Origin of the sequence: Tsukamurella ocularis (assembly GCF_024807615.1) — a bacterium.
Taxonomy (GTDB): domain Bacteria; phylum Actinomycetota; class Actinomycetes; order Mycobacteriales; family Mycobacteriaceae; genus Tsukamurella; species Tsukamurella ocularis.
Genome location: NZ_JANUCJ010000003.1, coordinates 548,777 through 573,537 on the forward strand (window position 1 = coordinate 548,777; position 24,761 = coordinate 573,537).

Below are 24,761 nucleotides of genomic sequence, written 5' to 3' on the forward strand. Positions count from 1 at the left end.
CACAAGATCCGCACAAAACGGACACGCCCCGGATATTCTGAGAGCGTGCTGAATGAACATCTGGTGAACGCTCGCCGGACGAACACGAACCTGCAGGTCAGGAGGATGTCGAGCCCGTCTCACCCGTTTGGCGGAACGAGCCTCTCGGCCTCACTATTTTCACCATGAACAGCGAACTCATCATCCTGCTGTTGGTGATCGTGACGGCCCTCGCCTTCGACTTCACCAATGGCTTCCATGACACGGGAAATGCGATGGCCACGTCCATCGCGACCGGCGCCCTGAAGCCGAAGACGGCAGTCAGCCTCTCGGCGATCCTCAACCTGGTGGGCGCCTTCCTGTCCGTCGAGGTCGCTCTCACCGTGACCAACGCGGTGATCAAGATCCAGAACAAGGACGGCTCGCCGAAGCCCGAGCTCATCGAGAACGGCGGCCGCGCGCTGCTGATCATCGTGCTCGCCGGCCTCATCGGCGGCATCATCTGGAACCTGCTGACCTGGCTGCTGGGCCTGCCCAGCTCCAGCTCGCATGCGCTGTTCGGCGGCATGATCGGCGCCTCGATCGCCGCCCTCGGCGTCAGCGGCGTCGTCTGGAACGGCACCACCAAGCTCGACGGTGTCATCGGCAAGGTCGTCCTGCCGGCGCTGTTCGCTCCGGTCGTCGCGGGCATCGTCGCCGCGGTCGGCACGTTCCTGGTGTTCAAGATCGTCGCCGGTGTCGCAGAGCGGTTCACCGAGGAGGGCTTCCGCTGGGGCCAGATCGGCACCGCTTCGCTCGTCTCGCTGGCGCACGGCACGAACGACGCGCAGAAGACCATGGGCGTCATCACCCTCGCGCTCATCGGTTACAGCCAGGGCAACCCCGGCAGCAGCGACAGCCTCCTGTTCTGGGACAACACGCACGGCGTCCCGCTGTGGGTGAAGTTCTCCGCCGCCGCCGCGATCGCGCTGGGCACCTTCCTCGGCGGCTGGCGCATCATCCGCACCCTGGGCAAGGGCCTGATCGAGATCAGCTCCCCGCAGGGCATGGCGGCCGAGGCCTCGTCGGCCACGATCATCCTCGTGTCGAGCCACCTCGGCTTCGCGCTCTCGACCACGCACGTCGCCACCGGCTCGATCCTCGGCTCGGGTGTCGGCAAGCCGGGCGCCCAGGTCCGCTGGAACGTCGCGCTGCGCATGGTCGCCGCCTGGGTGATCACCCTGCCGGCCGCCGCGCTCGTCGGTGCGGTCATGTATTTCGTGGCCGCGAAGATCCCGACCCTGGCCGGTCCGATCGTTGCCTTCGCCATCCTCTGCGCGCTGTCGGGCTACATGTACTGGCGCGCCCAGCAGCAGAAGGTCGACTCCAACAACGTCAACGCCGAGTGGGACGACGAGACCAACGCGGTCGCGCCCACCGAGGCCAAGGTCTAAGGGGACCAGAGAATGCATACGATTTCCCTCGCCCTCGACGCTGTGTGGAAGGTCCTCCTCGTGGGCCTCATCCTCGGCGCCGGTCTGCCCGCCCTCTTCGCCGTGGGTGTCCGCGGCCTCGCGATCGGCAACGGCCACGAGCGGGAGGACGGCACCGTCCACAAGCCCAATCCGATGGGCAACGCGCTCGCCGCGATCGCCTTCCTCATCGTCATCGTCGCCGTCGTGCTCGGTGTCTCGATGATCGTGGCCTCGGGCTTCAAGTACGAGCTCACGTTCGACAACATCTACCCGTGGTTCGAGAAGAAGAAGTAGGGGCGGGCACATGACCACCGAGAACACCCAGGACAGCGTCCTCCAGCAGGTCCTCGACTGGCTGCGCGCCGGCTACCCCGAGGGCGTGCCGCCGAAGGACTACTTCCCGCTGCTCGCGCTGCTCAAGCGTTCCCTCACCGAGACCGAGGTCGACGCCGTGATCGGCCGTATTCTCGCCGCGCGCCCCGACGAGGTGCACCGCGTGGAGATCGAGTCGGCGATCACCAAGGTCACGCAGACGGAGCCGAGCCCCGACGAGCTGCACCAGGTGGCGTCGAAGCTCGCCGCGGGCGGGTGGCCGCTCACCGGGTTCGCCGGCTGATTTTCAGTTCGCAAAGCTGCCGTTCCGGTAACGATGACGGCCCCCTATCCTGATGTCAGGATAGGGGGCCGTTCTCGTAGGGACGGCGAAGAGCGCCCGCGGGCGCACGGCATCGGAGGTGTTCTCGCAGGTGAGTTCAAGCCAAGGCTTCCTCGCGAAGATCGTGGACTGGTTGCGCGCCGGGTACCCCGACGGGGTGCCCAGCACCGACTACCAGCCCCTCCTCGCGCTTCTCGACCGTCAGCTGACGAAGGACGAGGTCAAGCAGGTCACTCGGGAGCTGATCGACGAGGTGCACCTCACCCCCGAAGGGGTCGAGCCCATCACCCGCGTCGACGCCGGCGTCGCCATCAGCGGCCACACCCGCGAGATGCCGCTGGAGAAGGACATCACCCGCGTCCGCGAGCGCCTCGAGCGCAAGGGCTGGCCCTTCGATGACGCCCCGCTCAACCCCGAGGGCTGCCCCCGGAACGGGCACGGCCCCGACGGCCCGGACGAGCCGGGCCGGTCGGACACCGCGCAGTAGCCTCGACGTCGTGAACCTGGAGCCGCTACCGATCGACACCGTCGAATCCGCCCTGCCGCAGCTCACCGCTCTCCTGGAGGGCACGGCGCCCGCGTGGCTGCCGGTGCCCGCGCACGATCCGCGCGAGACCGCCCGGCTCACCGAGGCGCTCGCCGCCGACACCCCGATCGACGAGCGCGTGGCCCTCGTCGTCGCGACGTCCGGCACGACGGGCACACCCAAGGGCGCGATGCTCACCCGCGGCGCCCTGGTCGCCAGCGCCGCGGGCACGCACGCGCGGCTCGGCGGGCCCGGGCAATGGCTGCTCGCAATGCCGCCGCAGCACGTCGCGGGCGTGCAGGTGATGCTGCGCTCCCTCGCCGCGGGCCACGCGCCCACCCAGCTCGACGTGCGCGCCGGCTTCGACCCCGCCGCCCTCGCCGCGGCCCACGCGCGCATGACCGCGGACCGTCGGTACGTCTCCCTGGTCCCGACCCAGCTGGTCAAGGTCCTCGCCGACCCGTCCGCCACGGAGGCGCTGGCCCGGTTCGACGGGGTACTCATCGGCGGTGCGGCCTGCCCCGTCCCCGTCCGCGAGGCGGCGCTCGCCGCCGGTATCCGCATGGTCCGCACGTACGGGATGAGCGAGACGGCCGGGGGCTGCGTGTACGACGGTGCACCCCTCCCGGGCGTCGAGATCCGCCTGGACGGCCCGGAATCGCGCGTGGTGCTCGGCGGCCCGACGGTGGCCCTCGGCTACCGGAACCTCCCCGAGCACCCCGCCTTCGCCGAGCCCGGATGGTTCCGCACCGATGACGCCGGGACGCTCACGGACGGCGTCCTCGCCGTTACGGGCCGGCTCGACGAGGCCATCTCCACCGGCGGCCTGACGGTGCTGCCCCAGGTCGTGGAGGCGGTGCTCGCCCGGGTGCCCGGGGTCGCCGAGGTCGCCGTCTTCGCGCAGGCCGATCCGCGGCTCGGCCAGCGAGTGGCCGCGGCGGTCGTCCCGGGGCCGGGCGCGGAGGTCACCGTCGATCTGCTGCGCGCGGCCGTCGAGGCCGAACTGGACCGGACGGCGGCCCCACGGGCGCTGTACCTCGTCGACGAGCTGCCCCGGCGCGGGCCGGGCAAGATCGACCGGCGGGCGTTGGTCGATCGATTCTACGAATACTGAGAGAATTTCAAAACCCTCGGTATATCGTCGGCGCATGATCCTTCAGCGCGCTCTCCGGCGCCTCGCAGCGGTATCGGCGACCCTCGCGCTCGGCGCGGGCCTGGCGGCGGGCGCGGCCCAGGGCGCACCGTCGACGACGTGGATGTGCCGGCCCGGCACCGCGAACCCGTGCACCCTCCCGACCGACACCACCGACCTCGGCACGGGGACGGTCACACCGGCGCGACGGGTGACCGACAACGAGAAGGCCGTCGACTGCTTCTACGTCTATCCGACGGTGACGAACCAGGTCGCGCTCAACGCCAACCCGGTGCGCATGCCCGAGGTGGACTCGATCGCCCGCTTCCAGGCGGCGCGGTTCGGGTCGATGTGCCGCGTCTTCGCGCCGATCTACCCGCAGATCACCCTCACGGGCCTCGCGCCCACGATGCTGATGCACCTCAAGCCGGTCGTCGACACCGCGTACGACGCCGTGCGGACGGCATGGCGCGAGTACCTGGCCCGCGACAACGGCGGCCGCGGCGTCGTCCTCATCGGGCACTCGCAGGGGACGATGATGCTGCGCAAGCTGATCCGCGAGGAGATCGACGGCAACGCCGCGGTCCGGAACCGCCTGGTCGGCGCCTTCCTCATGGGCGGCAACGTGACCACCGCCGCGGGAAGCACCACCGGTGGCGACTTCCAGAACATCCCGCTGTGCACCCGGCGCGGTGAGTTCGGCTGCGCGGTCGCCTACTCCACCGACACCGCGGCGCCGGTGATCTCGATGTTCGGCAACACCGACCTCGACATCCTCTCCCAGACCATGGAGCTGCCGGTCGGCGCGGGCAAGCACGTCGCCTGCACCGACCCCGGCCCACTGTCCGGCGACTCCGGTTCCGTCGGCGTGACGGTGCCGAGCGAGCGCTACGCCTTCGGGATCATCTCCGTACTCATGGACTACACGACGTTCCCCGAGGCCCTACCCACGTCGGACAGTACCTGGACGATCAGCAAGAGCCGCGGCGTGGGAAGCTGCTCGGACGTCAACCGGCACAGCATGTACCGGATCCGGCTGACGGTGCCGCAACCGCTCAACGAGCTACCGCTGATGGGCACGCACCTGCTGGACGTGAACTTCGGCCTCGACCGACTGGTCTCGATCGCGACGCAACAGTCGGCGGCGTGGCGCGCCCGGTGAGCGCGGGTTGACCGACGTCACAAATATTCATGGTTGAAGGAATCTCGGGTAAGGTTACCGCCGAGTAAGATAGCTCCGCAGTAACAGCCCCGATCGGAGAACCGTGAAGCAGAACATCGCAGCGCAGACCCCGCTGCTCAACCCCCGCGACGTCGACTTCCTGCTCTACGAATGGCTGAACGCCGAGGAGCTGACCAAGCGCGACGCCTTCGCCGAGCACTCCAAGGAGACCTTCGACGCCGCGCTCGACCTGGCCGCCGACATCGCCGTCCAGAAGCTGTCGAACCACTACAAGGACGCGGACGCCAACGAGCCGACGATCCAGCCCGACGGCACCGCGAAGACGCTCCCCGCGACCAAGGCCGGACTCGACGCGATCGCGGCCTCGGGCCTGACCTTCGGCGAACTCCCCGCTGAGGAGGGCGGTATCGGCCTGCCCTCGCTGATCAGCAAGGCTGCCTTCGCATGGATGCAGGCCGCGAACGTCTCCACCACCGTCTACTCAGGCCTGACCCTGGGCAACGGCAACGTGATCCGGTCCTTCGGCACGGACGAGCAGAAGCGCCTCTACCTGGAGCCGATGATCGAGGGCCGGTTCACCGGCACCATGTGCCTCTCGGAGCCCGACGCCGGCTCCGCACTCGCCGACATCAGCGCGAAGGCCGAGCCTCGCGAGGACGGCAGTTACGCGATCACCGGCACCAAGATGTGGATCACCGGCGGCGACCACGAGATGTCCGAGAACATCGTGCACCTGGTGCTCGCGAAGGTCCCGGGCGCGCCGGACGGCGTCAAGGGCATCTCGCTGTTCATCGTGCCGAAGTACCTGGTGAACGACGACCAGTCGGTCGGCGAGCGCAACGCCGTGAACCTGGTGAGCCTGAACCACAAGATGGGAAACAAGGGCACCACCAACTGCCTGCTCTCGCTCGACGGTGCCACCGGCTACCTGGTGGGAACAGAGAACCGCGGCCTGGTCCAGATGTTCCAGATGATGAACGAGGCGCGCGTCGCCGTGGGCCTGGCGTCCTCGTCGATCGGCTACACCGGTTACCTGCAGTCGCTCGAGTACGCCAAGACCCGCGTGCAGGGCCGGCCCGTGACCGCCCCGACGGGGCCGCAGGTCCCGATCATCGAGCACCCCGACGTGCGTCGGATGCTGCTCGCGCAGAAGAGCTACGTCGAGGGCGGGCTGGCGCTCGCGCTGTTCGGCGCGCGCCTCGTCGACGACGCGGACACCGCACCGTCGGAGGAAGAGCGGACGGCCGCCGGGCAGCTGCTGGACTTCCTCACGCCGATCATCAAGAGCTGGCCGAGCGAGTGGGCCACGAAGGCCAACGACTACGCCATTCAGATCCACGGCGGCTACGGCTACACGCGCGAGTTCAACGTCGAGCAGCTCTACCGGGACAATCGGCTCAACGCGATTCACGAGGGCGCCAAGGCCATCCACGGCCTGGACCTGCTCGGCCGCAAGGTGCCGCAGCACGGCGGTGCCGCCTTCGGCGCGCTGCTGGGGCGCATCGAGGCGACGGCCGCGCACGCCGACAAGGTCGAGGACCTGGCGCCGCACGCGGCCGCACTCCGGGCCGCCGCGCAGCGGGCGGTCGAGGTCACGATGACGCTCGGCGGCACGGGCGACCCCGCGCTGTCGTTGGCGAACGCCACCTCCTACCTCGACGGCCTCGGGCACGTCGTGGTGGCGTGGCTGTGGCTGGACCAGGCGCTCGCCACCTACGCCGAGGACGGCACGGCGAAGTCCGATGCCTTCTACCGCGGCAAGCGGGCTGCCACCCAGTACTTCTTCGTGTACGAGCTACCGAAGGCGTACACCGAGTTCGACCTGCTGGCGAAGCTCGACCGCACCACGCTCGACCTGGACACCTCCGTCCTCTAGCGGCTGCATAGGCTGGGCGCATGGCAACCGCAGCGCAGTGGCTCGAAGGGGCCCGCCCCCGCACGCTCCCGAACGCGATCGCTCCGGTGATCGCGGGTACGGGGGCGGCGGGCTTCCTCGGCGACGCGGTCTGGTGGAAGGCGTTGCTCGCGCTGGTGGTGTCGCTGTCGCTGATCCTGGGCGTGAACTTCGCCAACGACTACTCCGATGGCATCCGCGGCACCGACGACGAGCGCGTCGGCCCGCTGCGGCTCGTCGGGTCCGGGCTGGCCTCCCCCGCGGCGGTCAAGCGCGCGGCGTTCGCGTGCTTCGGTGTTGGCGGTGTGGCCGGTGCGGTGCTGTCTCTGACCTCAGCGCCGTGGCTGATCCTGGTGGGCCTGGTGTGCGTTGCCGGGGCGTGGTTCTACACGGGCGGGAAGAAGCCCTACGGCTACCTCGGCTTCGGCGAGATCGCGGTCTTCGTCTTCTTCGGCCTGATCGCCGTGCTGGGCACGGAATTCGTGCAGGCTGGGCGGATCGATGCGTCCGGCGTGCTCGCGGCGTGCGCGGTGGGTTCGTACAGCTCCGCGGTACTCGTCGCCAACAACCTGCGCGACATCCCCACCGACCGCGAGTCCGGAAAGATCACCCTCGCCGTCCGCCTCGGCGACTTCCGGACCCGCGTCCTGTTCTCGGTCCTCGTCGCGGTCCCGACGATGCTGAGCCTGGCCCTTGCGGCCGTCGCCACCCCGTGGGCGCTTCTCTCCCTCGCCTCCGCCCCGCTCGCCGTGCGCGCCGCCCTGCCCGTCGCCCGCGGCGGCCGGGGCCCCGCCCTCATCCCCGCCCTCGCCCAGACAGGCCTGGCGATGCTCGTCTGGTCCATCGGCGCCGCGGTCGGGCTGTTCGTGGGCGCCTGAGTCAGCCGCGTGCCGCGGCGCCCACGACAGAGAGCAATTGCAGCTTGTCGTAACTCTCCGATCCGGGCTTCGCGGTGTACACGAGCAGCAGGTGCGACTGCTCCGGGTCCACGAGGTGCTGGCAGTCCAGCTCGAGCGCCCCGACGTCCGGGTGGATGAATCGCTTCACCGCGTTCGGGCGGATCCCCACCGGATGCGCCTCCCACAGCGTCGCGAACTCCGCGCTGCGCTCGAGCAGCAGCTCCGCGTACTCCGCCGCGCGGGAACCTGGCCCCCGGAGCGCCGCCACCCCACGCAGGCCCGAGACGAACATCGACGACAGGAACGCGTGGTCGTCCGGATGGTGGATCGCGCGGCTCGCCGGGTCGGTGAACCACCGGTACCCGACGCTGCGCTCGGGTCCGGTGTAGCCGGTGGTGTCACCCGTCAGAGCCACCGAGAGCGGCGTCTGACGCAGGGTCTCCCCCAGCTCGGTGACGATCTCCGCCGGGGTGTCGGACAGGCGATCGAGCACGCGGGCCAACCCGGGACCGATGTGATCGCCCGTCGCGCCCCGGGGCGGCGCATGCTGCCCCGCCAACCGGAAGAGGTGGTCGCGCTCGTCGAGGCTCAGATGCAGGCCCTGCGCGATGGCCGCAATCATCTGCGGCGACGGGTGCGGGCCGCGCTGACGTTCGAGCCGGGTGTAGTAGTCGACCGACATGTGGCACAGCGCCGCAACCTCCTCCCGCCGCAGGCCCTGCGTCCGCCGCCGCTGCCCTCGAGGGAGCCCCACGTCCTCCGGCTGCAGGGCCTCCCGCCGCCGGCGGAGGAACTCCGCGAGCCCTTCCCGGTCGATCATCCGCACCTCCTGCCGACGACGGTACTGGGGCCGGACCGATCGCGACGCTCGCTGGACGCTCTCATCCGGGGATCGACGGTCCCTGGATGAGCATCCGCGGCACTGCGAGGCTGGCAGCCATGAACCGAGCACCGATCGACCTCCCCCTTCCCGATCTCAGCGGCAAGCGCGCCGTCGTGACCGGCGGCACCGACGGCATCGGCCTCGGCATCGCGCGCCGCCTCTCCGCGGCCGGCGCGGACGTCGTCCTGCCCGCGCGGAACGCCGCCAAGGCCGAGGCGGCGGTCGCCGCGATCGGCGCCGCGGTGCCGGCGGCGACCGTCTCCACACTCCCCCTCGACCTGTCGTCCCTCGCGTCGGTGGAGGCGCTCGGCCGCACACTGCTCGACGACGGCCGCCCCATCGACCTGCTCATCAACAACGCCGGCGTGATGACCCCGCCCACCCGGCAGACGACCGCCGACGGTTTCGAGCTTCAGTTCGGGACCAACCACCTCGGCCATGTCGCGCTGGTAGCGCACCTGTTGCCGCTGCTCCGCGCGGGGCAGGCCCGCGTCACGTCGCAGATCAGCATCGCCGCCAACGAGAGGTCCATCAACTGGGACGACTTGAACTGGGAGACGTCGTACAACGGCTCCGGCGCCTACAGCCAGTCCAAGATCGCCTTCGGCCTGTTCGGCCTCGAATTGGACCGGGTGAGCCGGGAGCGCGGTTGGGGCATCACCAGCAATCTGTCCCACCCCGGCGTCGCCCCGACCAACCTCCTGGCGGCGCGACCGGAGATCGGCCGCGACGGTGACACCCTGGGGGTGCGGGTCATCCGCCGATTGTCGGCACTGGGGCTCGTGGTCGGTACCGCGGAGACAGCCGCCCTCCCCGCCCTCTTGGCCGCGACGACGCCGGACGCGACGGGCAGGTTGTACGGCCCCAAGGGCTTCATGCACCTCGGGGGCCCGCCCGCAGAACAGCCCCTCTACAGCAGGATCCGCAGCGAGGAGGAGGCCCGCCGCATGTGGCTGATCTCGGAGGGCATGACCGGGGTCGCCTTCCCGGCCTGACTCCGGCGACCGCGGGCGGCGGACGTTCGGCCCTACTCCCGCCAGGACCCGTCGGCCAGGAAGCGCTCGACGGTCAGGGTCGGCGGGATGAGGTCGAAGCCGCGCGACTGCACCCAGCCGTCGTCGAAGTAAGTGTCGAGGTAGCGGTCACCGTCGTCGGCGAGAAGGGTGACGACGCTGCCGGACCGGCCGGCCTGCAGCATCTCGGCGATCACACCGAAGGCGCCCCACAGGTTCGTGCCGGTGGAGCCGCCCACGCGGCGGCCGAGTATCGACGAGGCGATCCGCGCCGCGGCGATCGAGCCGGCATCGGGCACGCCCACCATCCGGTCGACGATCTCCGGGATGAACGAGGGCTCCACCCGCGGACGGCCGATGCCCTCGATGCGGGAGGACTGCCCCGTCTGCACCGTGCAGTCCCCGGCGATGTAGCCGGGCAGGAAGCTGGAGTTCTCCGGGTCCACCACGCACAGTCGGGTGGCGTGCCGGCGGTAGCGGATGTAGCGGCCGATGGTCGCCGACGTGCCGCCGGTGCCCGCGCCGACCACGATCCACGCCGGCTCCGGGTGATCCTCCAGCGAGAGTTGCGAGAAGATCGACTCGGCGATGTTGTTGTTGCCCCGCCAATCCGTCGCGCACTCGGCGTGGGTGAACTGATCCATGTAGTGGCCGCCGCGGTCCTCCGCGAGCCGGGCGGCCTCGGTGTACACCTCGTCGGCGCGGTCCACGAAGTGGCACGTGCCGCCCTCGCGCTCGATGAGCGCCACCTTCGCGGGCGACGTCGTCTTCGTCATCACCGCGATGAACGGCAGGCCCAGCAGCTTGGCGAAGTACGCCTCGGACACCGCGGTCGAGCCCGACGAGGCCTCGATCACCGTCGTGCCCTCGCGCACCCACCCGTTGCACAGGGAGTACAAGAACAGCGAGCGGGCCAGACGGTGCTTCAGGCTGCCCGTGATGTGCGTGGTCTCGTCCTTGAGGTACAGGTCGATCCCCGCGCCCCGCGCCCACCCCTCCAGGGGGAAGCGCAGCAGGTGGGTGTCGGCGCTGCGCCGCGCGTCGGCCTCGATCAGCCGGACGGCGTTGTCGACCCAGGACCGGTCCGCGGACCGGTCGTGCACGACGGTCGTCACTCGTCCACGCCCTGCAGCCGCCGCCGGAAGTCGTTGCGCTTCTCCTTGCGCGCCTCGTCGATCACGGCGGCGCTCTCGTTCACGCGCGTCCGCAACTTCTTGCCGAGCACCATCGACAGCGGCAGCGAGACCACGAGTGCGAACAGGAAGACAGGAATGGGCGGCACCTCGTCGAGGAACAACATCCCGATCCCGTAGAGCGCCGCGAAGACGGCGACGACGAGCCCCAGGCGGAACAGCGTATAGAAAAAGATGTCGCGTGCCAGGGCCCGTGTGGCCGTACCCGTATCGGTCATGGGGCACAGTTTACTCCCCGTCCGAAATACGACTTTACCAATTCTTGACACTCGGATAGAGGTTCGAGTACTCGGGCAAATCGCTGCATACTGGGCATCATGACCACGGCACACCCGAACCTCGCCCAGCGCGCAGCGGACCCCCGGGCCGCTGTTCCCCGTCAGCCCGAGCGCCTCATGACCCCAGGCCAGGTGGCCGCGCTGTTCAACGTGAACCCCAAAACGGTCACCCGATGGGCCGGTGCAGGCCTCCTGGGGTCCGTCCGCACCCCCGGCGGGCACCGTCGGTTCCGTGCATCGGAGGTCTTTGCTCTGTTGAACCAGAACACGACGGCGTAACCCCGCATACGACAAGGGCGCCGCTCCACCGAGATCCTCGGCGGGGCGGCGCCCTTGTCGTACGGGGGTACCCGGGGGCTCAGCCGGCGTACGAGTGCAGGCTGCCCGTCGCGAAGTAGTTGATGATGAACAGGTTGAAGACGATGACGGCGAAGCCGAGCAGGTTCAGGTAGGGCGCGGCCTTCCGCCACACCGACGTCGCCCGCGCGTGCAGGTAGGCCGCGTAGAGGACCCACGCGATGAACGAGGTGGTCTCCTTCGGATCCCAGCCCCACGGCCGGCCCCACGCCGCCTCGGCCCAGACCGCGCCGCAGATCACGCCAGCGCTGAACAGCGGGAACGCGACGATCACGGTGCCGTACGCCACGCGGTCGAGCACCTGCTTGGACGGGATGGCCTGCAGCAGCCGGCCGCCGACGCCGGAGGTCACGGTGACGGACCCGTCGGGTAGCTCGAACCGGCGACGGATCAGGTACAGCAGGCTGGCGACGCCGGAGACCAGGAAGATGCCGGCACCGATCGACACGATCGAGACGTGGATCGCGAGCCAGTAGGACTTCAGCGACGGCACCACGGGGCCGGCGGTCGTGTACAGCACGCCCTCTGCGACGAACATGAAGATCAGAATCGGGACCAGCACGAAGCCGAGGATCGGACGGGCCTCGGGCTTGCGCAGCAGCACCAGCGAGGCCAGGACCGCGCCCGCGCACATGATGGACATGAACTCGTACATGTTGCCCCAGGGCATGCGGCCCGTCGCCACGCCGCGCAGCACGATCGAGGTGACGTGGACGAGCAGGCCCGCGACCACGAGGGCGTAGCCCATCCGGCCGATCCGCTCGGACTTCGTGCGACGGGGACCGTCGTCCACGACCCGCCCGGGGGTGGAGTCGGTGGCGATCGGTCCGCCGCCGGCAGCGACGAGCTCCCGCTTGCGGTCGCGTGCGGCCGTCGCGTCCACCCGCGACGTCGCGAGCTCGACGACCATCAGGACCAGCGCGAGCGCGTAGATCCCGGTCGCGCTGGTGAACAGCACGTCGGCGAAGTTCGCCAGGTCGACGTTCGTCTCGGTTCCCATGGTCACGCCACTTTCTCACCGTTGGAGCCGACCAGACGGTCGGCCAGTGCTTCGAAGTCCTCTGTCCATCCGGCCTCGTCGGTGCGGGCCAGTCCGGCGATCTCCATCACGGTACCGCCGCCCTCGCGCGGGGTCAGCCGCAGGAACACCCGCCGGCGCCGCACGGTGAGCGAGACGATGAGCCCGCCCAGCATCCCGATCGCGAAGACCAGCGTCCAGTTCTGCGCCGGGTTATGACTGACCTGCAGGGCCGCGAAGTTCGTCACGCCGTCGAACCGCACCTGGGTGCCGTCCTCGATCGTGGTCGACTGCCCGACGGTCAGGTTCACGCGCGCCTTCTTCGACAGCCGGCCGGAGTCGATCTGATCGCGGCTGAGCGAGAAGATGTTCTGTGGCTTGCCGGTGTCGAGGCCTGTGTCGCCCTGATAGATGTCGATCGCGACGGCCGGATCGTTCGGCGCGGGGAACCGGGAGGTGAGCAGCGTCCCGTCGAGCTGCTTAGTGGGGGCGAGCAGGCCCTCGATCCCGATCTGCTTGGTGCGCCGCTCATCCGCGGAGGGGTAGAGCTCTGCGGGCGGATCGAAGCGCAGGGCGCCGGAGGAGAGGAAGTTGATCTTGTCCTGGGGCGCGAACTGCATGGTCTGGGTGCGGACGGCGCCGTTGGGGTAGGTCACGGTGAAGGTGCCGGCGTAGCCGTGGCCCAGCATGTAGATGCGCACGCCGTCCATCCGGAGCGGCTTGTTCACCTCGATGGCGTACTTCTTCCAGGTGTCGTTCTTCAGCGCCTCGCCGTCCTGGTACGAGGCCATCGTGCGGAACATGTCGGGCTGCGCGTTCGGCAGGAAGGTCGCTTGCACCTCGTCGGCCTTGAGGCAGAAGGGCGCGAGCCCGGTCCCGTCGACGAGGTTGCCCGCTCGGAAGTTGTCGTAGTTCGACGAGGTGTTGCAGAAGCCCTCGTCGCCCGCGATGACGATGCGCGAGCCCTCGTAGGAGAACTGCTGGCCCACGCCGATGGCGATGAGGATGCCCACCAGCGAGATGTGGAAGACCAGGTTGCCGGCCTCGCGGAGGTAGCCCTTCTCGGCGGAGACGGTGACGGCGCCCTCGGCCTCGCCTCCACCGCCCGGCCGCGAGATCTTGCGCCAGCCGCGCAGCCCGGCGAGCACCGTCTGCGCGGCTGCCTGGGGATCCTGGTCGCTCTCGCGCGTGGTGTGCCGCGGCAGCCGGGACAGGTTGCGCGGCGTCGCGACGGGCGGTGTGCGCAGGGCGCGGAAGTGCTCGACGCACCGCGGCAGGATGCAGCCGACCAGCGAGACGAACAGCAGCGCGTAGATCGACGTGAACCACACCGACTTGAAGACGCCGAAGAACTGCAGCTTGTCCAGGATCTCGCCGAGCGAGCCGTGGTCGTCGATCCACTTCGCGGTGGCGGCGGAGTCGACGTCGCGCTGCGGCAGCAGCGCGCCGGGCATGGCGGCGACGGCCAGCAGGAAGAGCAGGACCAGCGCGGTCTTCATCGACGTGAGCGAGCGCCACGCGTTGCGGACCGCGGCGAGGGCGCGCCGGGGCGAGGACTGCTTGACGGGGGTACTCATCAGATCGGCATCACTGTGTTGGAGACGAAGAGGCGGCGGACGAGGTCGATGAACTCGGCCCAGTAGCCGGTGACCAGCGCGACGCCGACGGCGATCATCAGCACGCCGCCGAAGACCTGGATGCGGCGCGAGTTGCGGCGCAGCCACCCGACGGCGCGGACGGCCACCGTCGACCCGAGGGCCAGGACGATGAAGGGCAGGCCCAGCCCGGCGCAGTAGGCGACGATGAGGATCGCGCCGCGGGCGGGCTCGGCGTCGGTGCCGACGACGATGGACAGGATCCCCGCCAGCGTCGGGCCGATGCACGGGGTCCAGCCGAGGGCGAAGACGCCGCCGAGCAGGGGCGCACCCGCGAGCGTGGTCCACTGCCGGGGCGCGAACCGGACGTCGCGCTCGAGCATCGGGACCAGGCCGATGAAGGCGAGGCCCATGACGATGGTGACGACGCCGCCGATCCGCATCAGGGTGTCGGCGTTGAGCCGGATCGACGTGGCGAGCCCGAAGACCGACATCGTCATCAGCAGGAAGACGGCGGTGAAGCCGGCGACGAAGAGGATCGCCGCGCCCATGACGCGCCAGCGCCCGGCCCGCACGCCGGCGCGGGCCTCGTCGACGGTGGCGGCGGGCGCCTCGGCCCCGACGAGCCCGGCCAGGTACGACAGGTAGCCGGGCACGAGCGGCACGATGCACGGCGAGGCGAACGAGACGAGCCCCGCGAGCAGGCACGCACCGAGCGCGAGCAGCAGCGGGCCCGAGACGGCCGCGGTGGCGAAGGCCTCTCCCATCAGCCCTCCCCCAGCACCTTCTCGATGGTGTCCGTGAGTTCCTTCTCGCCGACGGTGGTCAGATAGGACGCGGCCACCCGGTGCTGCCGGTCGAGCACGAAGGTCATCGGCACGACGGTGGTCGGGTACTGCTCACCGATCGCCAGCAGCGTCTTACCGGGCGGGTCGTAGATCGACGGGTAGGTCAGGCCCTGCGAGCCGATGAAGTCGCGGGCGGCGTCGTCGCCGGCGGTCTCGCGCACGTTGATGCCGAGGAACTGCACGCCCTTGTCCTTGGTGGCGACGAAGGTGCGCTCGAGCTCGGGCGATTCGAGGCGGCACGGGGCGCACCAACTGCCCCAGACGTTGATGACGACGACCTTGCCGGCGTAGTCGGAGAGCTTGATCGTGGTGTTCTGGTCGGTCACGCTGCGCCCGGACAGGTTCTCGACCGTGCTCCGCTGCCCGGGCTCGTAGAACTGCCGGACCTTACCGCCGGGGGCGATCACGCCGCCCTTGGCAGCCTGGTCGGAGAGCTGGACGCAGCCGGACGCGCCGAAGGCGACCGCGCCGGCGACCACGAGGGCGACGGCGCGGCGGGCGAGCCTCACGCGCCGCGCACCAGCGGGTCGGTGGCGCCCGCCGGCTCGGAGTACACGATGTCGACGAGTTCGTCGCCGTCGTAGACGAGGCTGGTCAGCGAGGCGAGGGAGCACTGCCGGTTGCGCGGGTCGTGCCAGAGCCGCTTGCCCTCGAGGTGGCGGCGCAGGGTCACGACGGGCAGCTGATGGCTCACGAGGACGGCTTCGTGGCCGCGGGCTCGTTCGCGGGCGATGTCGACGACGCCGACCATGCGGTGCGCGATCTGCAGGTAGGGCTCGCCCCACGACGGGGTGAAGGGGTCGCGGAGCTTGGCCCAGTGCTTGGGCTGGCGCAGGGCACCGTCGCCGACGGCCACCTTGAGGCCCTCGAACTGGTTGCCCGCCTCGATGAGCTCGTCATCGGTGATGATCGGCAGCCCGTGCGACGCGGCGATGGGCGTCGCGGTCTCCTGGGCGCGCTGCAGCGGCGACGCGAACACGGCGGTGATGTCGTGGTCGGCGAGCGCGGCGGCCACCGTCTGCGCCTGGGCCCGGCCCTTGTCGGACAGGCGGAACCCCGGCAGGCGGCCGTAGAGGATGCCGTCGGGGTTGTGCACCTCGCCGTGCCGCATGACGTGCACGATCGTCTGGGTCATCTACTGCTCCTGCTCAGCGGCGGCGGCCGCGCGCGCGGCGGCCGGGAGGGCCGCCTCGATGGTCTCGAAGTCGTTCTCGGTGAGGGCCGCCGAGACGAACCACGCCTCGAAAGCGCTGGGCGGCGGGTAGATCCCCTGCTCGAGCAGGGCGTGGAAGAAGGGCGCGAAGCGGAAGGTCTCGGCGGACTTGGCCTGCGCGTAGTCCTTGACGGGCCCGTCGGCGAAGAAGACGGAGACGAGGTTGCCCGCGTACTGGACGTGGTGGCGCACGCCCTCCGCGGTGAGCGCGTCGCCGATGAGCCCGCCGAGGCGGATCGAGTTGGCGTTGAGCTTGGCGTACACCTCGTCGGTGGCGTTCCGCAGCGTCGCGAGGCCGGCAGCCACGGCGACGGGGTTCCCGGACAGCGTCCCGGCCTGGTAGACGGGGCCGAGCGGCGCGAGATGCCCCATGACGTCCGCCGATCCGCCGAATGCCGCAGCGGGCAACCCGCCCGACATGACCTTGCCGAAGGTGAACAGGTCCGCGTCCACGGGGTCGAGGCCGTACCAGCCGGCCTTGCTGACGCGGAAGCCCGTCATGACCTCGTCGAGGATGAGCAGGGCGCCGTCGGCCCTGGTGATCGTACGCAGGCCCTCGTTGAAGCCCGGCTGCGGCGGGACGGCGCCCATGTTGCCGGCGGCGGCCTCGGTGATGACGGCGGCGATCTGTCCGGGGTACTGGGCGAAGGCCTCGCGCACGGCGGTCAGGTCGTTGTAGGGCAGGACGACGGTGTCGGCCGCCTGCGCGCCCGTCACGCCGGGGCTCGTGGGCAGGCCCAGGGTGGCGACGCCGGAGCCGGCGTCGGCGAGCAGCGCGTCGACGTGGCCGTGGTAGCAGCCGGAGAACTTGATGATCTTGGCGCGACCGGTGACGCCGCGGGCCAAGCGCACGGCGCTCATGGTGGCCTCGGTGCCGGAGTTGACCAGGCGCACCCGCTCGACGGGGGCGACGCGGGCGATGATCTCCTCAGCGAGCGCGATCTCGGCTTCGGTGGGAGCGCCGAAGCTCAGGCCGGTGGTGGCGGCGCGCTGCACGGCGTCGACGACGGCGGGGTGCGCGTGGCCCAGGATCATCGGGCCCCAGCTGGCGACGAGGTCGACGTAGGTCCTGCCGTCGGCGTCCGTGAGCTGCGACCCCGTGGCGCTGGTGATGAACCGCGGGGTGCCGCCGACGGCCGAGAAGGCGCGCACCGGGGAGTTCACCCCACCGGGGATCGAGCGGGCGGCGCGGTCGAACAGGGCCGCGCTGGCCGGGGCCGCAGTGTCGCTACCGGGGGTCAGGGGAGAACTCACGGCCTCCAGTCTCCCATCACCGCGCAAATCGTCAACTACAGGGCGTAGGAGATCGCCGACGGACCGGCCTCGCCGCACCCGATCGGACGGTCCACACCTACTACGGCGAGCCATGAGCGCCAGACATCCCCTCGATACCTCCAGCTCAGAACCCATTTCCGACGGCGTCGGCCACGCGCGGGACGCATGCCCGTCGACCATCCGCGCCCCGCCTCCCCCTGCCCCGGTCACCGCGGCGAGGGGGTATGCCCGGCACACACACCCTTTCCGCACGACACCTGCCCTCCGCCGCCCGCCCACCTCTATGGTGGAACAGGTTCCATCTAGCGGAGCTGTACATCACCACCGACACCACTGGGGGCACGCCATGGAACGACTCAGCGGACTGGACGCCTCCTTCTTGTATCTCGAGTCCAGGTCCCAGCTCATGCATGTGAGTGGGCTGCTCGAGCTGGACCCCGCCACCGTCGAGGGCGGCTACCGGTTCGAGGACCTGCGCAGCGAGCTCGCGCGGCGGATCACGGCGATGCCCGCGTTCCGGCGCAAGCTGCACGACTCCGTGGCCAACCTCGACCACCCCGTCTGGGTCGAGGACGAGTCCTTCGACATCGAGGCGCACGTGCACCGCATCGCGGTCCCCGCGCCCGGCGGCGAGCTGGAGCTCGCCGATCTCTGCGCGCACATCGCGGGCCAGGCGCTGGACCGCAGCAAGCCGCTGTGGGAGATGTGGGTCATCGAGGGCCTGGCCGACGGCCGGATCGCGATCATGATGCGCATGCACCACGCGGGCGTCGACGGGGTGACCGGCGCCGGTCTCATGGCCCAGCTGTGCTCGCTCACCCCCGAGCCGCCCGCCCTCGACCCGGCGATGGTGGACAAGTCGACCGGCGGCGCACCCCTGCTCGCACTCGCCGCCGACGGGGCGAAGAACGTCCTGCTCCGGCCGTTGTCATTGGTGTCACTGCTCCCGCGCACCGTCCCGGTGCCCGTCCGCTGGTGGACCCGCTCGCGCCGCGGCGCCGCCATGCCCGCCCCGTTCAGCGCGCCCCGCACCTCGCTCAACGGCTCGATCACGGGCCACCGCGCGATCGCCTTCGCCTCCGTGCCGCTGGCCGACGTGAAGAAGATCAAGGACCACTTCGATGTCAAGGTCAACGACGTGGTGCTGGCGGCGTGCTCGGGCGCGATGCGCGAGTTCCTGCACGACCGCGGCGAGCTCCCCGAGCAGCCGCTGGTCGCGATGATCCCGGTCTCCGTGCACGAGGCGGAGATCGGAGCGACGCTCACGGAGGGCACCAACAAGGTCACCGGCATGTTCACCCGGATGACCACGGACGTCGACACCCCCGTCGCACGGCTGGAGACGATTCGCCAGCGGGTCGCGACGAGCAAGGAGCACCACGGCGAACTGGACGACAACCTGCTCCGCTCCTGGGCGCAGTTCGCGCCGGCGTCGATCATGCAGCTCGGTGCCCGGCTCTACGGCGACAACAACCTGCCCGAGCTGCACCCCGTGATCTACAACCTGGTGATCTCCAACGTGCCGGGCCCCGACATCCCGCTGTACTTCCTGGGCGCACGGATTCACTCGATGTACCCGCTGGGCCCGGTCTTCCACGGCGCGGGCCTCAACGTGACGGTCTTCTCACAGGAGGGCACACTGAACATCGGTGTGATCGCCTGCAAGAAGCAGGTGCCCGACCCGTGGCCGATCGTCCGCGCCTTCGAGCGCGACATGGCGGCGCTGGTCGCGGCCGTCGACGCGGCGGGCACCGAGGAAGGCTGAGTATGACCGAGGGCCCGCGGGTGCGCATCGACAGCGGCGAGATCTCCGGCCGCGACCAGCGGACGGTGCACGCCTTCCGCGGCATCCCGTACGCGCAGCCGCCCGTCGGGCCGCTGCGCTACCGGGCGCCGCAGCCGGTGGAGCCCTGGGACGGGGTCCGCGCGGCGACGGAGTTCAGCGCCGCGGCGCCGCAGAACAAGAAATACACGCTGATCGGCTTCCGCGAGTACCAGCCGACCAGCGAGGACTCGCTCACCCTCAACGTGGTCGCCCCGGCGCGGGAGGCCACGGCGCCGCGCCCGGTGATGGTCTTCATCCACGGTGGCGCCTACCTCATGGGCAGCTCGGCGACGCCGCTGTACTACGGCAATTCGCTGGTCGAGCGGGGCGACGTCGTCTTCGTCTCGATCAACTACCGCCTCGGGGCCCTCGGCTACCTCGACCTGACGGACTTCTCCACGGACGAGCGCCCGATCGACGGCAATCTCGGCCTGCGCGATCAAGTCGCGGCCCTGCAGTGGGTGCACCGCAACATCGCGGCCTTCGGCGGCGACCCGGACAACGTCACGATCTTCGGCGAGAGCGCGGGCGGCAACGCCGTCACCACGCTGCTCGCCACGCCGGCCGCGCGGGGCCTGTTCCATCGCGCCATCGCGCAGAGCTCGGCCCCGAAGCTCACCGTCGACGCGGTCACCGCGCGCGGCTGGGGCAAGCGCTTCGTGGAGATCGTCGGCGGCCCCGAGCAGATCAACAGCGCCACCTCTGAGGAGCTGGGCCGCGCCGGCAATCGCCTCATGGGCGAGCTCAACCGGGAGCAACTCGGCGTGGTGCCCTTCGGCCCCACGGTCGACGGTGACTACCTCCCGGAGGATCCGGAGGTCGCCATCGCGGCCGGACGGGGCGCGCAGGTGCCGCTGATCATCGGCACGAACCGCACCGAGGCCACGCTGTTCACGAAGATGCCCGGCATGGGCAAGCCGTCGGCCGACCGCGCGGCGCACACCGTCGGCGGCACGCCGGAGGGCTTCGCCGCGCTGTCCGCGGCGTACCCCGGCTTCCCTGACGTCGCCTCGCTGAACCGGATCATCGGCGATTTCATGTTCTGGGCGCCGTCGCTGCGGATCGCGCAGGCGCACGCCAAGCACGCGCCGACGTACTTCTACCGGTACGACTTCTCCCCGAAGACGCTGGACCTGTTGGGCTACGGCGCGACGCACGCCTCGGAGCTGATGGCCGTCTTCGGCGTGTACCACGGGACGACGGGGTGGGTCCTCGGCGCGCTCGGCGACCGCCGGATCGCGATGCGCGTCTCCGACGGGATGCAGCGCGACTGGATCACGTTCGCACGCACCGGCCGTCCGGCCGGCGAGTGGCCGACGTACAACGGCACCTCCCGCGCGACGCTGGTGATCGACGACCGCAACCGCATCGTCTACGACCCCTCCCCCGAGATCCGTCGCGCCTGGGACCAGTTCACACACGCAGCAGCGCGATGATCGCGTCGGCGCGGGTCTCGGGGATCAGCGCGAAGGACAGCAGCAGCGCGGTGTCGGCGACATCGCCGTGTGTGAGGGCGTGTTCGGCGAGCGTCGACACGCGGTAGCGGTGCCGGGTCAGCGTCGCCCTCGCCGCGGCGAGCGCCGCCTCGGAGCCCAGGTCCACGGTGAGGTGGAGCCCGGCGTCGGCGCCGAGAACGAGCGCGTCGGGCAGGTGCTCGGCAAGCGCTCGCCGGACGGCGGCACGCCGCGCCCCGTAGGTGCGGGCGGCCCGCGCGACGTGGGCGTCCCAGGCACCGGAGTCGAGGAAGTGCGCGAGCATCGAAGCCGCGGCGCCGTCGACGCCCGCGCTCGAGCCGTGCCCCGCGTGCGGCAGCCCGCGCAGCGGCTCGGGGATCGCGGCCCACGCGAGCCGCAGCTGCGGGGTCAGCGCCTTCGAGGCGGTGCCGAGGTAGACGACATGGTCGGGCGCGAGGGTCTGCAGCGCGGGCAGCGGCGCCACGTCGTAGGAGAACTCGCCGTCGTAGTCGTCCTCGACGATCACACTGTCCGTCTCCCGCGCCCAGTCCACGAGGTCGAGCCGCCGCGCCATCGAGAGCCGCACGCCGGTCGGGTACTGGTGCGCGGGGGTGGTGTAGACGAGGCACCGTCGGCGCGGCAGCCGGTCGACGATCAGGCCGTCGGCGTCGACGGGCACCCCCACGACCTCGCCGCCCGTCGCGCGGAAGGCGTCGAAGGCCCGCCGGTAGCCGGGCGTCTCCACCGCGATCGGGGTGCCGAGCTCACCGGCGATCGCGGTGAGGGCCGGGTTCACGCCCGGGAACAGGCGTACGTCGCCGGGCGCGGCCCGCACCGCGCGCCGGCGCCGCAGGTGCACGGCGAGGGCCTCCTGCAGCGTCGCGACGTGCGGCGCCGCCGAGGTCGTGGGCGGGAGCGCGGCCGCATGCCGCCACGACCGCCGCCAGCGCCGCTCGTCGATGAGGGACACGTCGGGCACGCCCGGCACCAAGCTTCCCTCCCAGGTGTCCGACGGCGCCTCCTCCTCGCGTCGCGGGGCGCGCGCGGCGTGCATCGCGTGCGCGAAGCGGTCGGTGCCCGGGGCGATCCGGGTGCCACTGCCGGGGACCGTGGCCGTGACGCCCATGGCCGCGAGCGTGTCGTAGGCGGCGATCACCGTGTTCCGGGCGACGCCCAACCCGGCGGCGAGGGCCCGGGAGGAGGGCAGCAGGTCGCCGGGATGCAGGGCGCCGCGATCGAGCCCGTCGATGATCGCGTCGACGATCGCTCCTTTCGGAAGTGCACCACCGTGCGCGAGCGTCGACCAGAAGTCGGGCAGGGACGCGGGAGGACGGGGCATCACCTCAGGATACTGGTTCTCAGAATTCTCTGATTCTGGATCTTCCACTGCGCCGGTATCCGCCCGAAGATGGACTGCATGGACAAGCTCACCCGGTATCCCCAGCGCGGCGGCGACCGCCGCCTCCTCGACGAGATCCTGGACGAGGGCGTGGTCGCCGTACTGTCGACGGTGGCCGACGGCCTGCCGTGGTCCGTGCCGATCGCGTACGCCCGCCTCGGCGACCGGATCGTGCTCCACGGTTCGACGGGGGCCGGCGCGCTGCGACACGTCGCCGCCGGCGCCCCCGCGACACTGACAGTGACCCACGTCGACGCGCTGATCGTGGCCGACACCGCCTTCGACCACTCGATGAACTACCGCTCCGCGGTGCTGCGCGGCGCGCTCACGCCGGCGGCGGTCGACGGCGCGGAGCTGCTCGAGGCGTTCACCGACAAACTGCTCCCGGGGCGCAGTGCGGAGCTCCGCGCCAACACCCGCAAGGAGCTCGCCGCGACCACCGTTCTCACCTTCCCGATCACCACCGACAACTGGATCGCCAAGGCGCGCACCGGCGGAGCGTCGTCGAGCGAGGGCGGCTGGTCCGGCGTGCTGCCTTTGCGGAAGGGCTACGCGCGCGTCGATCCGACGCCCGGCCACGAGCTCCCGGTGCCCGCTTCGGTGCGGGCGGCGCTCGACGCGAGCGAGGACGGGGCCCGCTGCGCGTCGGTCTCGTGATTCCCCTCTCGGAACCGACACGAATCGCCCGCGCTGGGTACGGTTGAGGCCATGAGTGCTCCGACCTCGCCGGCATCGTCGCCCGAACTGACCGCAGCGCTGCGCGCCATCCTGGACGGCCGGTGGGCCGCGACGAGGGACGTGGTGCGCGACCAGATCCACGACGGGAACGTGGTCCCTCAGGCGGGGCTGAGCCTGGACGAGTACCGCGAGCTCGTGCTCGGCCAGATGAAGGCGATGGTGCCGCTGGGCTTCCCGGCCGACGGCTTCAAGACCGAGCACGGCGGCACGGGCGACGTGGGCGCCGCGGTCACCGCGATCGAAACCCTCGGCTACGGCGACCTCTCCCTGATGGTCAAGGCGGGCGTGCAGTGGGGCCTGTTCGGCGGCGCGGTGGAGAACCTGGGCACCGACTACCACCACGACACGTACGTCAAGGGCCTCATCGACCTCGACGTGCTCGGCTGTTTCGCGATGACCGAAACTGGCCACGGCTCCAACGTGCAGGAGCTCGAGACCACCGCCACCTACCTGCCGGAGACGGGTGAGTTCGAGATCCACTCCCCCACCTCCAGCGCCCGCAAGGACTACATCGGCGGCGCCGGGAAGCACGCGCGATGGGCCTCCGTCTTCGCGCAGCTCGTCACCGGCGGCCCGGGCGAGGAGCCGACCGGCCGCGGCGTGCACTGCTTCGTCGTGCCGATCCGCGACGAGAACGGCGACGACCTACCCGGCGTCACCACGTCCGACTGCGGCTACAAGGGCGGCCTCCCCGGCGTCGACAACGGCCGCATCGTCTTCGACCGCGTGCGCATCCCGCGACGCGAGCTGCTGAACCGGTACGCAGACGTCGCGGAGGACGGAACCTATTCCAGCCCCATCGAATCCGACAACAAGCGCTTCTTCACGATGCTCGGAACCCTGATCCGCGGCCGCGTCACCGTGGGCGCCGCGGCGGGCGCCGCCGGGCGGCTCGGCATCACCCTCGCGACCAAGTACGCGCTGGTGCGCCGCCAGTTCGACGCGCCCGGCGGCGACAACGAGCTGCTGCTGCTGGACTACCGCACGCATCAGCGCCGGCTGCTGCCACTGGTGGCGCGGGCCTACGCCTTCGCCATCGCGCAGAACGAGCTCACCGCGGAACTCCACGAGCTGCAGACCGGTGACCCCGCGGCGGTCGACCCCGCCTACGCGCGCGAGATCGAGGGCAAGGCCGCCGCGATCAAGGCCGGCCACACCCGCCTGGCATCGGACGCGATCAGCGCGGCCCGCGAGGCCTGCGGCGGCGCCGGCTACCTCTCGGAGAACCGGCTTCCGTTGCTGCGCGGCGACATCGACGTCTTCACCACCTTCGAGGGCGACAATCTGGTGCTCACCCAGCTGGTCGCCAAGGAGCAGCTGACCGCGTACGCCGGCGATGTGCAGGGGCTCGACGCGGTGGGCTGGGTGCGGTTCGTCGCGAACATGGCCAAGGACGTCGTCCTGGAGAAGACCGCCGCTCGCCAGGTGGTGCAGACGCTGCTCGACGACTCGGACGAGGACACCGAGGAGAGCGAGCTCACCCACCCGGGCACGCAGCTGCGGCTGCTGCGGAACCGCGAGGACCACCTGCTGCGCACAGCCGCCGCCCGCATGCGGCGGGCGAAGGAGCCCGACGAGGATCCGCTCGAGGTCTTCAGCGAGACCCAGGACCACCTGATCAAGGTGGGCGACGCGCACATCGAGCGGATCGTGCTGGAGGCCTTCGTCGACGCGATCACCGACGTCCAGGACCGCGAGACGCGCGACGCGCTCAAGCTCATGCGCAACCTGTACGTGTACTCGTTGCTCGAGCGCGACCTCGGCTGGTACCTCATGCACCGGCACATCTCGGTGGAGCGCGCCAAGGCGATCCGCCGCGGCGTGAACGAGCTGTGCGGCAAGGCGCGCCCGCTCGCGGAGTCGCTGGTGGACGCCTTCGGCATTCCCGCCGCCGCCCTCGCCGTGCCGATGCTCGACCCCGCGAACAGCGTCGCCGTCCGGTAACGCCCG

General features: G+C 70.6%; 24 protein-coding genes. 14 read left to right on the forward strand and 10 right to left on the reverse strand.

Going from position 1 to position 24,761, the window contains the following annotated elements; genetic code table 11:
- Window positions 1-164 precede the first annotated feature (164 nt).
- The 8 genes from HNP44_RS14150 to HNP44_RS14185 all read left to right on the forward strand — a co-directional run bounded on the left by HNP44_RS14150 (window position 165) and on the right by HNP44_RS14185 (window position 7,701).
- Entirely contained in the window at window positions 165-1,412 is a 1,248-nt protein-coding gene (locus HNP44_RS14150; protein WP_259141093.1) for an inorganic phosphate transporter, read from the forward strand.
- A gap of 12 nt (window positions 1,413-1,424) precedes the next feature.
- Window positions 1,425-1,727 (forward strand): hypothetical protein, encoded by a 303-nt coding sequence (locus HNP44_RS14155; protein ID WP_259141094.1) that lies wholly within the window; start codon window positions 1,425-1,427, stop codon window positions 1,725-1,727.
- Between the two features lie 10 nt (window positions 1,728-1,737).
- Window positions 1,738-2,049 carry a DUF3349 domain-containing protein gene (locus tag HNP44_RS14160; protein ID WP_259141095.1) on the forward strand — a complete coding sequence of 104 codons (312 nt, stop codon included), beginning with the start codon at window positions 1,738-1,740 and terminating at the stop codon, window positions 2,047-2,049.
- A 130-nt stretch (window positions 2,050-2,179) separates the two neighbouring features.
- Complete coding sequence (locus HNP44_RS14165) at window positions 2,180-2,575, forward strand: DUF3349 domain-containing protein (RefSeq protein WP_259141096.1); 396 nt, start codon at window positions 2,180-2,182, stop codon at window positions 2,573-2,575.
- Window positions 2,576-2,585: 10 nt separating this feature from the next.
- Window positions 2,586-3,728: an o-succinylbenzoate--CoA ligase gene (menE, locus tag HNP44_RS14170; protein ID WP_259141097.1), complete on the forward strand. Its 1,143-nt coding sequence runs from the start codon at window positions 2,586-2,588 to the stop codon at window positions 3,726-3,728.
- Between the two features lie 34 nt (window positions 3,729-3,762).
- Window positions 3,763-4,908: a DUF3089 domain-containing protein gene (locus HNP44_RS14175; protein WP_259141098.1), complete on the forward strand. Its 1,146-nt coding sequence runs from the start codon at window positions 3,763-3,765 to the stop codon at window positions 4,906-4,908.
- 103 nt (window positions 4,909-5,011) lie between these two features.
- Window positions 5,012-6,805 (forward strand): acyl-CoA dehydrogenase, encoded by a 1,794-nt coding sequence (locus HNP44_RS14180; RefSeq protein WP_259141099.1) that lies wholly within the window; start codon window positions 5,012-5,014, stop codon window positions 6,803-6,805.
- 20 nt (window positions 6,806-6,825) lie between these two features.
- Window positions 6,826-7,701: a 1,4-dihydroxy-2-naphthoate polyprenyltransferase gene (locus tag HNP44_RS14185; protein WP_259141100.1), complete on the forward strand. Its 876-nt coding sequence runs from the start codon at window positions 6,826-6,828 to the stop codon at window positions 7,699-7,701.
- A 1-nt stretch (window position 7,702) separates the two neighbouring features.
- Here the strand turns inward: HNP44_RS14185 and HNP44_RS14190 are convergent, their stop codons facing one another.
- Window positions 7,703-8,542, reverse strand: a complete 840-nt coding sequence (locus tag HNP44_RS14190; protein WP_259141101.1) for a helix-turn-helix transcriptional regulator — start codon at window positions 8,540-8,542, stop codon at window positions 7,703-7,705.
- Between the two features lie 119 nt (window positions 8,543-8,661).
- On the opposite strand from HNP44_RS14190, the gene HNP44_RS14195 reads away from it, so the two are divergent.
- On the forward strand, window positions 8,662-9,600 hold the full coding sequence (locus HNP44_RS14195) for an SDR family oxidoreductase (RefSeq protein ID WP_259141102.1): 939 nt from the start codon (window positions 8,662-8,664) through the stop codon (window positions 9,598-9,600).
- A gap of 32 nt (window positions 9,601-9,632) precedes the next feature.
- Here HNP44_RS14195 and HNP44_RS14200 read toward each other — a convergent pair whose 3' ends face one another.
- A complete protein-coding gene (locus HNP44_RS14200; protein WP_259141103.1) occupies window positions 9,633-10,733 on the reverse strand; it encodes a PLP-dependent cysteine synthase family protein in 1,101 nt (366 codons plus the stop codon).
- Window positions 10,730-11,029, reverse strand: a complete 300-nt coding sequence (locus HNP44_RS14205; RefSeq protein WP_259141104.1) for a DUF4229 domain-containing protein — start codon at window positions 11,027-11,029, stop codon at window positions 10,730-10,732. The genes HNP44_RS14200 and HNP44_RS14205 overlap by 4 nt, the downstream gene beginning before the upstream one ends.
- A gap of 177 nt (window positions 11,030-11,206) precedes the next feature.
- Here HNP44_RS14205 and HNP44_RS14210 point away from each other — a divergent pair, with 177 nt between their 5' ends.
- Window positions 11,207-11,368, forward strand: a complete 162-nt coding sequence (locus HNP44_RS14210) for a BldC family transcriptional regulator (RefSeq protein ID WP_074850913.1) — start codon at window positions 11,207-11,209, stop codon at window positions 11,366-11,368.
- Between the two features lie 79 nt (window positions 11,369-11,447).
- Here the strand turns inward: HNP44_RS14210 and ccsB are convergent, their stop codons facing one another.
- Genes ccsB through hemL form a run of 6 tightly spaced genes read right to left on the reverse strand, consistent with a single transcriptional unit; the run spans window position 11,448 to window position 17,374 of the window.
- Window positions 11,448-12,446 carry a c-type cytochrome biogenesis protein CcsB gene (gene ccsB / locus HNP44_RS14215; protein WP_259141188.1) on the reverse strand — a complete coding sequence of 333 codons (999 nt, stop codon included), beginning with the start codon at window positions 12,444-12,446 and terminating at the stop codon, window positions 11,448-11,450.
- Window positions 12,447-12,448: 2 nt separating this feature from the next.
- A complete protein-coding gene (resB, locus tag HNP44_RS14220; RefSeq protein ID WP_259141105.1) occupies window positions 12,449-14,041 on the reverse strand; it encodes a cytochrome c biogenesis protein ResB in 1,593 nt (530 codons plus the stop codon).
- A complete protein-coding gene (locus tag HNP44_RS14225; RefSeq protein WP_259141106.1) occupies window positions 14,041-14,826 on the reverse strand; it encodes a cytochrome c biogenesis CcdA family protein in 786 nt (261 codons plus the stop codon). The genes resB and HNP44_RS14225 overlap by 1 nt, the downstream gene beginning before the upstream one ends.
- On the reverse strand, window positions 14,826-15,416 hold the full coding sequence (locus HNP44_RS14230) for a TlpA disulfide reductase family protein (protein ID WP_259141107.1): 591 nt from the start codon (window positions 15,414-15,416) through the stop codon (window positions 14,826-14,828). Before HNP44_RS14230 ends, HNP44_RS14225 begins: the two co-directional genes overlap by 1 nt.
- Complete coding sequence (locus HNP44_RS14235) at window positions 15,413-16,042, reverse strand: histidine phosphatase family protein (protein ID WP_259141108.1); 630 nt, start codon at window positions 16,040-16,042, stop codon at window positions 15,413-15,415. The genes HNP44_RS14230 and HNP44_RS14235 overlap by 4 nt, the downstream gene beginning before the upstream one ends.
- Entirely contained in the window at window positions 16,043-17,374 is a 1,332-nt protein-coding gene (gene hemL, locus HNP44_RS14240; RefSeq protein WP_259141109.1) for a glutamate-1-semialdehyde 2,1-aminomutase, read from the reverse strand.
- 367 nt (window positions 17,375-17,741) lie between these two features.
- Between hemL and HNP44_RS14245 the strand changes: the two genes are divergently transcribed.
- Together HNP44_RS14245 and HNP44_RS14250 are read left to right on the forward strand one after the other, a co-directional pair.
- A complete protein-coding gene (locus HNP44_RS14245) occupies window positions 17,742-19,160 on the forward strand; it encodes a WS/DGAT/MGAT family O-acyltransferase (RefSeq protein WP_259141110.1) in 1,419 nt (472 codons plus the stop codon).
- Window positions 19,161-19,162: 2 nt separating this feature from the next.
- Window positions 19,163-20,656, forward strand: coding sequence for a carboxylesterase/lipase family protein (locus HNP44_RS14250; RefSeq protein WP_259141111.1), 1,494 nt, complete (start codon window positions 19,163-19,165; stop codon window positions 20,654-20,656).
- Here the strand turns inward: HNP44_RS14250 and HNP44_RS14255 are convergent.
- Window positions 20,634-22,013: an aminotransferase-like domain-containing protein gene (locus HNP44_RS14255; protein ID WP_259141112.1), complete on the reverse strand. Its 1,380-nt coding sequence runs from the start codon at window positions 22,011-22,013 to the stop codon at window positions 20,634-20,636. The two genes, HNP44_RS14250 and HNP44_RS14255, sit on opposite strands and share 23 nt — an antisense overlap.
- Window positions 22,014-22,091: 78 nt before the next feature.
- Here HNP44_RS14255 and HNP44_RS14260 point away from each other — a divergent pair, with 78 nt between their 5' ends.
- Both HNP44_RS14260 and HNP44_RS14265 read left to right on the forward strand, forming a co-directional pair.
- Window positions 22,092-22,730: a pyridoxamine 5'-phosphate oxidase family protein gene (locus HNP44_RS14260; protein ID WP_259141113.1), complete on the forward strand. Its 639-nt coding sequence runs from the start codon at window positions 22,092-22,094 to the stop codon at window positions 22,728-22,730.
- Window positions 22,731-22,781: 51 nt separating this feature from the next.
- Entirely contained in the window at window positions 22,782-24,755 is a 1,974-nt protein-coding gene (locus HNP44_RS14265) for an acyl-CoA dehydrogenase family protein (protein ID WP_259141114.1), read from the forward strand.
- Window positions 24,756-24,761 lie beyond the last annotated feature (6 nt).